This window comes from Phenylobacterium sp. (assembly GCF_036264965.1).
GTDB lineage: Bacteria > Pseudomonadota > Alphaproteobacteria > Caulobacterales > Caulobacteraceae > Phenylobacterium.
This window is the reverse complement of sequence record NZ_DATAPY010000005.1, coordinates 1-12,503: the sequence shown is the minus strand read 5'-3', so window position 1 is coordinate 12,503 and position 12,503 is coordinate 1. Positions and strand designations below refer to the sequence as shown.

At 66.3% G+C, this 12,503-nt stretch carries 12 protein-coding genes; 10 read left to right on the top strand and 2 right to left on the bottom strand.

The window, feature by feature from the left end; translation table 11 throughout:
* The coding region (locus VHS75_RS00470) for a LysR family transcriptional regulator (RefSeq protein ID WP_329636634.1) at positions 1 to 325 on the bottom strand (325 nt) is incomplete at its 3' end.
* Positions 326 to 665: 340 nt separating this feature from the next.
* Between VHS75_RS00470 and guaB the strand changes: the two genes are divergently transcribed.
* From guaB to VHS75_RS23025, 9 genes are all read left to right on the top strand, one after another.
* Entirely contained in the window at positions 666 to 2,126 is a 1,461-nt protein-coding gene (gene guaB / locus VHS75_RS00465) for an IMP dehydrogenase (protein WP_329636633.1), read from the top strand.
* Between the two features lie 70 nt (positions 2,127 to 2,196).
* A complete protein-coding gene (locus VHS75_RS00460; RefSeq protein WP_329636632.1) occupies positions 2,197 to 2,601 on the top strand; it encodes an MAPEG family protein in 405 nt (134 codons plus the stop codon).
* A gap of 6 nt (positions 2,602 to 2,607) precedes the next feature.
* Entirely contained in the window at positions 2,608 to 3,885 is a 1,278-nt protein-coding gene (locus tag VHS75_RS00455) for an RsmB/NOP family class I SAM-dependent RNA methyltransferase (RefSeq protein WP_329636631.1), read from the top strand.
* A 9-nt stretch (positions 3,886 to 3,894) separates the two neighbouring features.
* Positions 3,895 to 5,454: a glutamine-hydrolyzing GMP synthase gene (guaA, locus tag VHS75_RS00450; protein ID WP_329636630.1), complete on the top strand. Its 1,560-nt coding sequence runs from the start codon at positions 3,895 to 3,897 to the stop codon at positions 5,452 to 5,454.
* Between the two features lie 67 nt (positions 5,455 to 5,521).
* Positions 5,522 to 5,779 carry a type II toxin-antitoxin system Phd/YefM family antitoxin gene (locus VHS75_RS00445; RefSeq protein ID WP_329636629.1) on the top strand — a complete coding sequence of 86 codons (258 nt, stop codon included), beginning with the start codon at positions 5,522 to 5,524 and terminating at the stop codon, positions 5,777 to 5,779.
* The gene (locus VHS75_RS00440; protein WP_329636628.1) at positions 5,776 to 6,201 is read left to right on the top strand and encodes a type II toxin-antitoxin system VapC family toxin; all 426 of its coding nucleotides are present in this window, start codon (positions 5,776 to 5,778) and stop codon (positions 6,199 to 6,201) included. The genes VHS75_RS00445 and VHS75_RS00440 overlap by 4 nt, the downstream gene beginning before the upstream one ends.
* Positions 6,202 to 6,217: 16 nt before the next feature.
* A complete protein-coding gene (locus tag VHS75_RS00435; protein ID WP_329636627.1) occupies positions 6,218 to 7,891 on the top strand; it encodes an SWIM zinc finger family protein in 1,674 nt (557 codons plus the stop codon).
* Between the two features lie 4 nt (positions 7,892 to 7,895).
* Positions 7,896 to 8,477, top strand: coding sequence for a hypothetical protein (locus VHS75_RS00430; protein ID WP_329636626.1), 582 nt, complete (start codon positions 7,896 to 7,898; stop codon positions 8,475 to 8,477).
* Between the two features lie 507 nt (positions 8,478 to 8,984).
* Complete coding sequence (locus tag VHS75_RS23025; RefSeq protein ID WP_414694233.1) at positions 8,985 to 9,167, top strand: antitoxin Xre/MbcA/ParS toxin-binding domain-containing protein; 183 nt, start codon at positions 8,985 to 8,987, stop codon at positions 9,165 to 9,167.
* A gap of 355 nt (positions 9,168 to 9,522) precedes the next feature.
* Here the strand turns inward: VHS75_RS23025 and VHS75_RS00425 are convergent, their stop codons facing one another.
* Entirely contained in the window at positions 9,523 to 9,912 is a 390-nt protein-coding gene (locus tag VHS75_RS00425) for a response regulator (RefSeq protein ID WP_329636625.1), read from the bottom strand.
* Between the two features lie 276 nt (positions 9,913 to 10,188).
* Between VHS75_RS00425 and VHS75_RS00420 the strand changes: the two genes are divergently transcribed.
* Positions 10,189 to 12,503, top strand: a 2,315-nt coding sequence (locus VHS75_RS00420) for a hypothetical protein (protein ID WP_329636624.1), incomplete at its 3' end; no start/stop codon positions are given.

The window sequence follows — 12,503 nt, the reverse complement described above, 5'->3', positions numbered from 1 at the left end:
CCGCTACGCTGGCGTTGACCGCCAGGTGCAGGTCCTCCCCGTCGCTCTTCAGCCGCCGGACCGCCGAGGCGATCTCGTCGAAGGCGTGGCTGAGCGCGGGCAGGAGGGCCTGGCCGGCCGGGGTGAGCGCCAGGCGGTGCTTGGGCCCTTGGAACAGGCGCACGCCCAGTGAGGCTTCCAGCGCCTTCACCTGCCGGCTGACCGCGCTGTGGGTGACGTTCAGCTCCTCGGCGGCGAGCGTCGCGCGGCCGGTGCGCGCCATGGCCTCGAAGGCCCGGAGCGCATTCAGGGAGGGCAGGGAGGTCGATGTGAGATTATCGAACATCACCTCGTGAATATGTCGATTTCCGCGCAAGCGCAAATGCGGCATGCACGGATATGGAGCGGTCCGTCACCTTGCAGCAGCCCCCGAGCCTCGGTCGTGAGGGCGTTACGGACGCGACCAGCCGGCTAATCTCCTCGTTCTTCGCCGCGATCTTCACCCCTCCGCCGCCGGCCGCCGCCGCGTCTCGCACGCAGGAAGCCTGGCGCAGCTACGCCGTCTATTCGGGCGCGCTCCCCCTGCGGCACTACAAATCACCCCGGAGACATTCATGACGATCCACCAGCCCTTGCCCCTTGAGCCGCAGGACGCGTATAGCCAGCCCGCAAAACGAGGTGTCTCCATGGAGATTCGCGAAGGGCTCACCTTCGACGATGTTTTGCTTGAACCCGGCCCGTCCGATGTGATGCCCACGCAGGTGGATGTCGCGACCCGGTTCACGCGAGAGATCAATCTGAACATACCGCTAGTGTCAGCCGCCATGGACACGGTGACCGAAAGCCGGCTGGCCATCGCCATGGCCCAGAACGGCGGCATGGGCATCCTGCACCGCAACTTCACGGTCGAAGAGCAGGCCGATCAGGTCCGCGAGGTGAAGCGCTACGAAAGCGGCATGGTCATCAATCCGCTGACCATCTCGCCGGAGACGCCGCTTAGCGAGATCCGCGAAATCAAGGCGCGGCGCAAGATCAGCGGCTTTCCGGTGGTCGACGCCAAGGGCAAGCTCTGCGGCATCCTGACCAACCGCGACATGCGCTTCGAGGGTAGTGGCGATGTGCCCGCCAGCTCGCTGATGACGCATGAGAACCTGATCACGGTGAAGGAGGGCGTCAGCCAGGCCGAGGCGCGCGACCTCTTACGCCGCCACAAGATCGAGCGGCTGATCGTCGTCGACGACGACTACCGCGCGGTCGGCCTGATCACGGTCAAGGACATGGAGAAGTCCGAGGCCCATCCCAACGCCGCCAAGGACGCGCAAGGCCGCCTCCTGGTCGGCGCGGCCTCCACAGTGGGCGATGCGGGCTATGAGCGCTCCATGGCGCTGGTGGACGCTGGCGTGGACGTGGTGGTGATCGACACCGCCCATGGCCACAACGCCGACGTCGCCAAGGCGGTCGGGCGCATCAAGCGCGAGACCAACCGGGTGCAGATCGTGGCCGGCAATGTCGCCACCTATGACGGCGCCCGCGCCCTGATCGACGCCGGCGCCGACGCGGTGAAGGTGGGCATCGGCCCAGGCTCCATCTGCACCACGCGGATCGTGGCGGGCGTGGGCGTGCCGCAGCTGACCGCCATCGCCGACGCGGTGCGCGCGGCCGCCGGCTCGGACGTGCCGGTGATCGCCGACGGCGGGATCAAATACTCCGGCGACCTGGCCAAGGCGCTCGCTATGGGGGCCTCGGTCGCCATGATGGGCTCGGTGTTCGCCGGCGTCGATGAGGCGCCGGGCGAGGTGTTCCTCTACCAGGGGCGCTCCTACAAGACCTACCGCGGCATGGGCTCGCTGGGCGCCATGGCCCGCGGCTCGGCCGACCGCTACTTCCAGAAGGACGTCTCCGACGCGCTGAAGCTGGTGCCGGAAGGGATCGAGGGGCAGGTGCCGTACAAGGGCCCGATCTCGCCGATCCTGCACCAGATGGTGGGCGGCCTGCGCGCCGCCATGGGCTATGTGGGCGCCGCCAACCTGCTCGAATTCCGCACCCGGGCGCGGTTCATCCGCATCACCGGCGCGGGCCTGCGCGAGAGCCACGTCCACGACGTGATGATCACGCGCGAGGCGCCCAATTACCCCAGCCCCGTCTAGGGCTGCGGGTTAAGGTCTCTAGCGCCAGCCGGCCGATCCCGAGCCGGCGGCGTAACGGGGGGAGGCGACGATGGGTGCGATGGTTCCTGTGGAGTTGAAGCTGTTGATGGCGGCCGTGATCATCGGCCTGATCCAGATCATCTGGGCGGCGGCGGCCGGCAGCGGCGGCGAGCGCAACCTGCCCTGGCTGATGGGCCCGCGAGATGAGCCCAAGCCGGTCGGCGTGGTGGCGGCGCGCCTGGACCGGGCGCTGGGCAATTTCCTACAGACCTTCCCGCTGTTCGCCGCGGCCCTGCTGGCCTGCGACTTCGCGGGCAAGTTCGGGACCTCGACGCTTTACGGCGCGGCGCTCTATGTGATTGCCCGGGCGCTGTTCGTCCCGATCTATGCGGCCGGCATCCCGGTCGTGCGAACCCTGGTGTGGACCGTGAGCATGGTCGGCATCGTCATGGTGATCGCGGCGTTTTTCCAGTGAGGTCCCTTGCGTGACGCCGGACGCCTCGCGGCGGCAATCGATGTCCTGACCCAGATCGACGAGCGCCACCGGCCTGTCCGGATGGCGTTGAAGAACTGGGGCGAGGCGGCGCGTTACGCGGGATCGAAAGATCGAGCCTTCGTCTCCGGCCTGGTGCTCGACGTGCTTCGCAGGCGTCGGTCGCTGAGCTGGCGGATGGGCGACGAGAGCCTGCGCGCCGCGGCGCTGGGCGCACTGAGGTTTGTCTGGGATTGGCCATCGGAGCGGATCGCCGAGGCGGCGGGGGAAGAACCGCACGGCCCCGGCGCTCTGAGCGACGCCGAACGCACCGCGCTGGAAAGCCCGCGCGATCTCGCCGAGGCGTTCGCGCCGGTGCGCGGCGACTATCCGGACTGGCTGGACGACTCCATGGCCCGCGCCTTCGGCGAGGCGAGGGCGGAGGAGGGCGCGGGCCTTTCCGAGCGCGCGCCGGTGGACCTGCGGGTCAATCTGCTGAAGTCAGATCCGGAGCGGACGCTGAAGGCGTTGAGCTCGCTACTCGCCGAACCGGTCGAGCTCCTGTCTACGGCCCTGCGTATGCCGGCGCTCGACCCGATGACCCGCAGCGGCGCGGTGGAGACCATCCCGCAGTTCTCCAAGGGCTGGTTCGAGGTGCAGGACCTGGGCTCCCAGATCGCCGCCGCCTCGGCCGGCGAGGTGAAGGGCAAGCAGGTCCTCGATCTCTGCGCCGGCGGCGGCGGCAAGACCCTGGCGCTGGCCAGCGCCATGGGCAACTCGGGCCAGATCTACGCCTATGACTCAGACGCCCGGCGCCTGGCCGACACCATCCGCCGCGGCGACCGCGCCGGGGTCCGTAACCTGCAGGTCCGCTCGCCGGTGAACCCCGAGCCGCTGAAGGGTCTGGAGGGCAAGATGGACGTGGTGTTCATCGACGCGCCGTGCACGGGCACAGGCTCCTGGCGGCGGCACCCGGACACCAAGTGGCGCCTGACGCCGGACACGCTCGACAAGCGCATGGCCGACCAGGACGCGGTGCTCGACGCCGGCGGGACTTACGTGAAGCCCGGCGGGCGGATGGTCTACGTCACCTGCTCGGTGCTGCCGCAGGAGGACGAGGACCGCGTGGCGGCCTTCCTGGCGCGCACCGAAGGCTTCGTTGCGGCGCCCGCCACGACCGACCCGAAACTCACGCCATATCTCACAGCTGACGGCTTTTTGCGCCTGTCGCCCCGCACCTCCGGCACGGACGGCTTTTTCGTCGCCGTGCTGGAGAAACCCCGCTAACGGAGCCCCATGACCGAGCCTGCCCACGAACGCGTCCTGATCGTCGATTTCGGCAGCCAGGTGACCCAGCTGATCGCCCGGCGGCTGCGCGAGAGCGGCGTCTATTGCGAAATCCATCCCTACGACAAGGTCGGGCCCATGCTCGACGACTTCGCGCCCAAGGCGGTGATCCTGTCGGGCGGGCCGGCCAGCGTGCATGAAGCCGAGAGCCCGTCGGCGCCGCAGAAGGTGTTCGATCTCGGCGTGCCGGTGCTGGGCATCTGCTACGGCGAGATGACCATGGCCGCGCAGCTGGGCGGCGCCGTCGAGGGCGGCCACGCCCGCGAGTTCGGCCGCGCCGAGATCCTGATCGAGCGCCCGTCGCCACTGCTGGACGGCCTGGGCGACGCCGGGCATCGCGAGACCGTCTGGATGAGCCACGGCGACAAGATCACCGCCATCCCGCTGGGCTTTGAAGTGGTCGCCGCGTCGGAGGGCTCGCCCTATGCGGTGATCGCCGACGAGGGGCGCCGCTTCTACGGCATTCAGTTCCACCCGGAAGTGGCGCACACGCCGCGCGGCGCGCTGATGCTGCGCAACTTCACCCACAAGATCGCGGGCCTCTCCGGCGACTGGACCATGGCCTCGTTCCGCCAGGAAATGGTGGCCAAGATCCGCGCCCAGGTCGGCCAGGGCCGGGTGATCTGCGGCCTGTCCGGCGGCGTCGATAGCTCGGTGGCGGCGGTGCTGATCCACGAAGCCATCGGCGAGCAGCTGACCTGCGTCTTCGTCGACACCGGCTTGCTGCGCCTGAACGAGGCCGAGCAGGTGGTGACGCTGTTCAGGGATCACTACAACATCCCGCTAGTGCACGTTGATGCGTCGAAGGAATTCCTCGGTGAGCTGGACGGCGTCAGCGACCCCGAGACCAAGCGCAAGATCATCGGCCGGGTGTTCGTGGAGATCTTCGACCGCGAGGCGGCCAAGGTCGAAGGCGCGGCCTTCCTGGCCCAGGGCACGCTCTATCCCGACGTGATCGAGAGCGTCTCGGCGCGCGGCGGCCCGTCGGCGGTGATCAAGAGCCACCACAACGTCGGCGGCCTGCCCGCGTATATGAAACTGAAGCTGGTCGAACCGCTGCGCGAGCTCTTCAAGGACGAGGTCCGCGCGCTGGGCGTCGAACTGGGCCTCGACCCCGCCTTCGTGGGCCGCCACCCGTTCCCAGGCCCGGGCCTGGCCATCCGCATCCCCGGCGAGATCACGCCCGAGAAGGTCGCCGTCCTGCAGCAGGCCGACGCCATCTATCTCGAAGAGATCCGCAAGGCGGGCCTCTACGATAGCATCTGGCAGGCCTTCGCGGTCCTGCTGCCGGTCAAGACCGTGGGCGTCATGGGCGATGCGCGGACCTACGAAAACGTTTGCGCGCTCCGCGCCGTCACCTCCACCGACGGCATGACCGCCGACTTCTTCGAATTCCCCTGGGAGGTTCTGGGCCGCGCCGCCACCCGGATCATCAACGAGGTCAAGGGCATCAACCGCGTCGTCTACGACGTGACGTCCAAGCCGCCCGGGACGATCGAGTGGGAGTAGCAACTTTGCTACGATAGGTTGACCGGCGAGGATGTCTATAGTAGACGATGCTCATCGGAGACGTGCTGTGAGCATCACCACCATTTCGAGCCGTGAGTTCAACCAAGACGCCGGCGGCGCCAAGAGGGCGGCGGAGAGAGGCCCTGTGATCATCACAGATCGCGGGCGACCCTCGCACGTCCTGCTCAGCTTTGAAGAATATCGGAAGCTCACCGGAACCGGGCAAAGCCTGCTCGACATCGTCGCCCAGGATGTGGATGACGATTTCGATTTCGATCCACCGCGTATGGGCGATCGGATCTTCAGGCCGGTGGATTTCGATTGACCTATCTGATCGACACCAATGTCTGGTCGGAACTGCGTAACCGCGGCCGCGCCGATGGCCATGTCAGGACCTGGGCGGAAGCCGCCAGTCCCGCCGACTTGTATCTCTCCGCCGTCACAGTGTTCGAACTCGAACGCGGCGTTCTGCTGATGGAGCGGCGCGATCCCCAGCAAGGCTCGCGGTTGCGCCTTTGGTTGGAGCGGCAGGTGCTTGAGCCTTTTGAAAGGCAAACACTGCCGATCGACGCTGCGATCGCGCGACGGTGCGCCGCCCTGCACATTCCCGATCCCCGGCCGGAGCGCGACGCGCTCATCGCCGCGACGGCTTTGACGCACGGGCTGACGGTGGTGACGCGCAACGTCGGCGACTTCGAACCGATGGGTGTGGCTGTGCTCAATCCTTGGGTGGCGCCAAGCGCATGAGGCGTGAGTTCGAGCCATGAGACCTGCCAGGTCTCGCTTTGACCTCGACACCTTGCGCGACCTCGCGGGCGCCAAGGTCTTTGCCCGCGGCCAGGCCTACCATCGCGACGGTCAGGTCGAAATTCTCGCCATCGAACCTGGATGGGTTCTGGCCCAGGTTGTGGGCACGGAGGACTACAGAACCAAGGTCACCGGACGCGGCGAAGACATCGCCGGCGAATGTTCATGTCCCGCCTTCGAGGACTGGGGGTTCTGCAAGCATATGGTCGCCACTGCGCTGGCGGCGAATGCGGCGGGTGGCGATCTGGATGCCGAAGGGGCCGGCGCGCTATCGCGCATTCGCGAACACCTGAGGCAGAAGGGCGTTGAGATCCTCGTCGAGATGTTCGTTGGCCTGGCTGAACGGGACCCGGCCCTGTTCCGAAAACTCGATGTTGCCGCGACGACGACTCGCGCCGACGCTACGACTCTGACGAGGCGGGTGAGGAAGGCCATCGACAGCGCGACCCGGACCCGCGGATTTGTCGACTATGGCGAAGTCGGCGGATGGGCAGCGGGAGTCGGTGATGTGCTGGACATCCTCGACGAGCTGACCCCGGCCGGCCACGCTGCTCAAGCGCTCGAGCTGGCGGAGCACGCCATCGACCGGATCGAGGCGGCCATAGGGGAGATCGACGACTCCGACGGCCAATGCAGCATCTTGTTGGAGCGCGCCCGCGACATCCACCTTGCGGCGGCCCGCGCCACGCGGCCGGCGCCGATCCCGCTGGCCCGCGAGCTGTTCGCGCGCGAGATGGATGGCGAGTACGACACCTTCTACGACGCCGCCCGCGTGTACGAGGACGTGCTCGCTGAAGCAGGTTTGGCGGAATATCGCCGTCTGGCCCTCGAAGCCTGGGCGAAGCTGCCGCCGCGTTCGGGACGAGACCGCAGCCTGTTCGACGGCCGCTACAACGCCCTCAAGGACATTCTGGATTTCTTCGCGCAACGGGACGGCGATGTGGACGCCCGCATAGACCTGCGCGGCAAGGATCTCTCCTCGCCCTGGAACTACCTCCAGCTTGCGGAGTTCTGTCTTTCCCAGGGCCGCCAGGAGGAGGCGCTTCGGCGCGCCGAGGAGGGGCTGTGGGTGTTCGAGGACGTTCAGCCGGACGTGCGGTTGGTCGTCTTCACGGCAGGCCTTCTGACGAAAGCCGGTCGAAGCGACGATGCCGGAAGCGTCCTGTGGCGGGCTTTCGAGAAGTCTCCGAGCCTGGAACTCTATGTTCAGCTAGTCGCGGTGGGCGGCGAAGGCGCGCGGGGGCGGGCGATCGCGTTGCTGCGCACGAGGCTCGTCAAACAGCCGTCGACCCAATGGCGCCATCCGGCCGATCTGCTCGTCGGCATCTTGGCGCACGACAAAGCCTTTGATGCCGCCTGGACCGCCGTGCACGACTACGTCCCTTCGATGAGCGCCAGAGAAGCCCTCGCCCGGGCGAGCGAGGCGAGCCACCCGCGCGAGGCCGTCAAAGTCTATACCGAGCGCATCGATCGGCTCGTCGATAGCGGCTCCAATTCGGCCTACGCGGAAGCAGCGAAGTTGTTGGCTCACATGGCGGCATTGCGAACTTCGGATGCCCAGGCGGACCATATTGCGGCGCTCAAGGCGCGCTTCGGCCGTAAGCGCAACTTCATGAAGCTCTTGGAATGAGCGGATGCGGCGCGCCGAGATCGAAAACCAGAACCGTTATCTCCTGGATCGCCAATGCCAGTTCCGGCTGGCCGCCGACGTCGTCGCGGACGCCTGGATGTCCTTCTCGGAGGTCTGCGCGATCGCTGTGATCGGCTCGGTCGCCAAGCGGCTGTGGAAAGAGGTTCCGCGTTTCCGGGAATTCCGCCGCGAAGGCGTCGAGGTCTGGCACGAATGCGGCGATCTCGACTTGGCCCTTTGGCTGGACTCGCAGCATCGCCTTGGCCAGTTGCGTGGGGCCGCCACCCGCGCCTTGCGTGAGGCGTTCGAGGCAGGCGCCGGCATGAGCGTCGCGAGCCACCAGCTGGATGTGTTCCTTTTCGAGCCGGGGAGCGACCGCTACCTTGGCCGACTTTGTTCGTTCAGCCGGTGCCCAAAGGGAAAGCGCGACTGTCTCGTTCCCGGTTGTGGTGATGTCCCGTTCAACAAGCACGTCGATGGCTTTGAGCCGCACGACGATCTCCTTATGCCTTCGGCCGATGCCATGCTGTATCGGCGGGAGATTGGACGGTTGCGCTCGGCGCTCGATCTTCCCTCGGTGTCTTAACGGGAGTATCGCATCCGGCCTGTGCGGCAACGAGAACGTGATCTGGAGAATTCCTCAAAGAGTTCCGAAGCGTAGGTTTCTGACGCGGCTGTCGACGATATTTCGTGTCATGGCCGGAAAAACATGCTGAAAATTCAAATGTTTGGGGTGCGGGAAACCATCGAGTGGGAGTAAGCGTTGCTTTAAAAACATAATAATATCAAATAGTTATGAATTCCAGTCGATAATCGAATCCGAATGATTCACGCGTTCTGCGTCGCAAATCTTCGGGGCTCTGCCCTACAAGGCCCGACAGCGATGCCGCCACGACGGATGAGTTTGACGGTAAGACTGTCGGTATTTCTTCGTCCAAGTACGGCCTCCGCCCGACCCCTGAATATCTTCCCAGCCGCTTGAGGGCTATCCGCACCAGACGCATACTAGCCAGCGAGATTTGCATGGGAGCCAAACGTGCCGGCATCGCGCGGATCGACGCCAAGGGCCAACGCTCAGCGCCGCGGGCGCGAGATGTTGGAGATCATTAGCCGCATTGACGCATGGGCCGGCGGCAGGCGCCAGGCATTGGCCTGGTATCGCGCCCAGCCGATCCCCGCCTTCGGTGACCGCACGGCGGAATCGCTGGTGAAGGCCGGGGAGGCAAGGGCTGTTCGTGATTACCTGGACTGTCTCAGCAAAGGTGGGTTTGCATAGATTTCGAAGGAACGGACTATCCCCGCTTGTGCGCGCTGGCCGCCACAGACTGGCGGGAGTTCGGTTGGTATTTCTGTTGGTATCGTCGCTGACCCCAGACGCAACTCGTCTCGGTGGCCTGGGTCCTGTTACTCCCACCACGGCACGTCTGCCTTTGGCGATTTCGAGATTCGAGACATTGGCCACGTCCGCTACTTGCGTAACAAGTTCCGCGTGCGTCGCGAGCTGATGAGACGATCCTCCGCCAAGACCAGCGGGTTCTGTTACCCACCAGGAATCTCCGGTTCGATTCGTGTGTGGAAAGAGAGACTTCTCTTGAGTGGGTTCAGGACCGGTGTCGTGGCGAGACGCTCGGTCAACGCCCGTCGGCTGGCAGCATGGCGGTCGAGACCGCGACGATAAGCTGGGCCGAGGCATAGGGCTTCACGAGCATGATGCTGCCTGGGACGCCCAGTGAGGGCCAATCGTTGGAGCTGCCGCCGCCGACGTAGACGATCGGCAGATCGGGAAAACGCTCCCGGGCGTGCTTGGCGACGTCCCAGCCGCTGGGACCTGTCCCCAGATCGATGTCGGTGATCAGTGCCTTGAAATCGACGCCTCGTTCGTCGATCGCGGCGATGGCCGCCGCTCCCGAGGACACTGTGTCCAGGCTGAAACCCGCCTCTTCCAGCGCGGTCACGGCCAATTCCTGGATCAGCGGTTCGTCCTCGACATAGAGGAGTCGTGGGCCGTGAGTTTCCGACATTGTCCGCCCCAGCCGCCGAAGCAGCAAACGTCGGCTTCCCGACCCTGCGAAAACGGGGGACGGATCGGAGCATTCCGTCGGACATCCGACTAAGCTTGGCCCTTCGCAACGGCGGACGCGCCAACATGCGAGCGCTAAGGCTGCCGCTTGGCGCCTTGCTGACATAAAGAATGGCTAGCCCAGTGTGGCTTGGAGTCGTCGCTCGGTCCCGTGGTCGCGACGGTGAAGCGGGGCGGCGGGGCCGGATTTGGCGATCGCTCCAGACGATGGATTTGTATGCCCCTGCGCGCCCTCCTTGTCGGTCTGCTGGCCTGTTTTCTGGCGCCACGGTGGGCGTGCGCAGACGCGGCCCCGTTCGATTTGGCGGGACCGAAGCTGCAGGTGGCCGTGACCCATGCCGGTGTGACCCTGCCGATCTCGGAGGTTCCGAATCTTACGGCGGGGGATCGACTGGCGATCGAGGCGGTTCTGCCGCCGTCCCAGTCCGTCCGCTATCTCCTGATCGTGGCCTTCCTGCGCGGCGCCACCGATCCGCCGCCGGCGAAGTGGTTCTATCGCGCGGAAACCTGGACCAAGACCGGCCGCGACGGTCTGAACATCGCCGTTCCGGAAGGCGCCCAACAAGCGCTGGTGTTTCTCGCGCCGCAGACCGGCGGCGATTTCAAGGCGCTCGTCGACGCCGTCCGCGGCCGGCCGGGCGCCTTCGTTCGGGCCTCGCAGGATCTCGACCAAGCCGCCCTGGATCGGGCGCGCCTGGACGCCTTTCTGGCCGCCGTCCGCAAGCGCGATCCCGGCGACCCCGAGCGACTCAAGACGATCACGCCTCTCCTGGCGCGCAGCCTGACTATCAAGCTCAACGCCGATTGTTTCCAGAAAATGGCAGAGCTCCAGGCCGCCTGCCTCACCCAGGGCCAGGACGCCCTGGTGCTCAATGACGGGCATAGCGCCTCGCTTGTTCAGACCCTGACCTCAGGCAACCTGACGGACCTGACCCTCCAGCTCAGTTCCACGCCGCAGGGCCATTTCGGCTACTACAGTCCCTACATCGGCGCGGTGACCGACATCGCCCACATCCTCGATTCCCTCCACACGGCGCACTATCAATACATTCCCGCGCTGGCGACGGTGCGCGGTGATGCGTTGGAATTGCTGCTCAACGCGCCGCCGTCGTTCCATGACCCGATGTCGGTCTTGGTCACCGCCTTGCCGGCGATCGGGCCGCCGCAGCCGCCGCCCCTCGAACCCGTCGATCCGAAGGCCATGTTCTGCGCGGCGCGTGCGGACCTGGTCCTGCCCGTCGAAGGCGCGCCGCTCGTCTACGCCACCCGTTATGCCCACGACATGGCGTTGCGCGTGACAACGACGTCCGGCCGGTCCGTAGATCTGCCGGTGCGGGCGGATGCCGAGAAGGGCGGACTGGTGGTCGACGCCGGGACCTTCCATTCCCAGGACTTCCCGGAGGCAGTCGGCGGCGAAATTCACGGCGTCTGGGGCTTCCAGCCGTTCGACGGGCCAAGCTTCCATCTCCAGCGCGCCCAGATCGTGCCGTGGCGCCTCGCCGCCGGGGACGAGCAGGATATGGTCGTCGGCCGCGATGACACGATCCACCTTGAAGGAAAGGCGGCGCATTGCGTGTCTGGCGTGACTTGGCAGCAGGCGGGCTCACCCGCGCGCGCCCTGACGTGGAAGGCCATCGCGCCGGACAAGCTGACCGCGACGCTTCCGCTCGCAATGGCCCAGCCGGGCGAATTGAAGCTGCAGATCCAGCAGTTCGGCATCCCGCAAGCCGAAGCCGTTTCCCTTCGGGCCTTTGCGCAGACCGGTCACGTCGAAAGCTTCACGCTGCATGTCGGCGACCTCGCGGGAGATTTGAAGGGCGCACGCCTGGATGAGGTGGCGAAGCTGAGCGTCGGCGGCCTGGACTTCGCGGCAGGCCCGCTGACGTCGCAAGGGGGCGCGGACGATCTCCGGCTGGAGACGACCGATGCGAAGGGCGTCGCGGCACTGAAGCAAGGACAGACTCTCGCGGCCAAGGTGACGTTCGCCGACGGGCGTGTGGTCGGCCTCAAGACCCGGATTGCGCCGCCCCGACCCCAGGTCGCTCTCATCGACAAGAGCATCGCGCTGGAGCCGCAGGGCGGCCAGATCGCGATCCAGCTCACCGACAGCAGCGAGATTCCCCCTTCGGCCAGACTGACCTTCTCAGTACGCGCTCTGCCGCCGACACGCCTCCTGGGCCACGAGACCGTTGAGGTGGCGACCGCCGATGGCGCGGCGTCGACCACCCTTTCCGTCTCCAAGGGGCTGACTGTTGCGGACCGGGAAGTCGCGCTCGCGACCCTCGATATCGGCAAGGCGTTCAACGCCTCGGCGTTCGGGGCGCTGCAGTTTCGGGTGGTGACGGACAGCGGGGCGAGTGACTGGCATCCGCTTGTCACGCTTGTGCGCCTGCCGGCGTTGCGCGCTGTGACCTGCCAGCCGGACGCCGACAAGGCCTGCCGCCTGACCGGCGCGAACCTCTTCCTGATCGACTCGGTTTCGAGCGACCAGGGTTTCGACCGGGCGGTAAAGGTCCCCGTGGGATTTGCGGG